At 43.0% G+C, this 1,471-nt stretch carries 1 protein-coding gene; it reads right to left on the bottom strand.

The window, feature by feature from the left end; translation table 11 throughout:
- Positions 1-1,471 (bottom strand): Ig-like domain-containing protein (locus ACFFIT_RS00225; RefSeq protein WP_385875309.1); only part of this gene is annotated, 1,471 nt, incomplete at both ends.

The following is a 1,471-nucleotide window of genomic DNA, read 5'->3' on the forward strand; positions in this document are numbered from 1 at the left end:
CACATTATCAAATACGCTATCAAGCGTGAGCTCATCGGCAGGATCAGTGCTGACCTCGGTATCAACCGTTAATTCAAAACCTTCCGCAGGAACAAATGCAGTCAAGTTACCCGCTTTATCTGCCGCTTTAAACTGGATATTGTACGTACCATCAGCAAGCGCTAGGCTTTCTGGTAATTCAAATGTCCATTTGCCCTCTGCATCCACGAACACTTTATTCTCAAGTTCTACTAAATTGCCATTGATGTAAAGTTTGATTTCAACGCCTTTCTCACCTCGACCGTTGAAAATAGGCGTCTTATCATTGGTGGTATCACCTGATTTAAGCTCAAATAAGCCCTCTGCACCGCCCGGATTAGGCAACACATTATCAAATACGCTATCAAGCGTGAGCTCATCGGCAGGATCAGTGCTGACCTCGGTATCAACGATTAAGTCAAAGCTCGCATCAGGACTGAATGGGGTTTCATTATTCGCACTGTCTGTCGCAGTAAATTGAATTTGATACGTGCCATCAGTCAGTGCTAAGTTTTCAGGTAATACAAATGTCCATTGACCATTTTCATCAACAAATACTGGCGGTGTCAATGCGTTGAATTCACCATTAATATACATCTTGATTTCTGCACCAGGCTCACCACGACCACTGAATGTTGGGCGTGTATCATTGGTGGTGTCACCACTCTTCAGTAGGTACTCACCAATCGCACCTTCTGGATTAGGCTCAACGTCATCAATCACTGAATCAAGAATCAGTGGATAGTCTGGATTCAGTGCTGAGGTATCAACCACAAATCCCCAAACTGGCGTTTTAGGCCCTTCATAACCTAAATCACTTAAAGCGGCCGCTTCATAAGTATGTGAACCATCAGCTAATGGCGTTTCTGAGGTATAGCTCCAACGGCCATTTTCAACGTTCACTGTCGCGACAAGCTCACCATCTTCATAGATGTTGATGCGTTTAACACCTTTAGGTGCTGTCCCTTTGAACTCTGGCTTGTTATCGTTGGTGAAACCATCACGAGCAATCGGCTCTGCGTAATTTGGATCTTCTTTTAATTCACCATTCGGTTGGTCATTTCTGACGTTATCTATCAATTGTAAAGAATCCTTATCGTTAGGATTCACTAAAGATTGAGTGTTTAACGTCGGATCGTACACTAAGTTAATGACGTCACTTGGTAAACTTTCATCTCCTGTGATGTCGACAGTGGTCACTGTATATTCATTGTTACCCGCATAAGGATGTAAAGCCACAAGCTCCCATGTACCATCCGCTTTAACAATCGTTGAACCCACTAACTTACCAAAATTATAAAGGTTAACTTGATCACCAGGCTCACCTGTTCCTTTCACGTAAGGCGCAGGATCGTTATGTACTTTGCCTTCACGGCCTAAAATATTGGTTTGTACTGAACCTACAGTATCTAAAATTTCTGTTATTACCGGTGCATCAGGGATTGCAGATAAA

The sequence above is a fragment of the Thorsellia kenyensis genome, from assembly GCF_042432445.1.
In the GTDB taxonomy this organism is placed as follows: domain Bacteria; phylum Pseudomonadota; class Gammaproteobacteria; order Enterobacterales; family Thorselliaceae; genus Thorsellia; species Thorsellia kenyensis.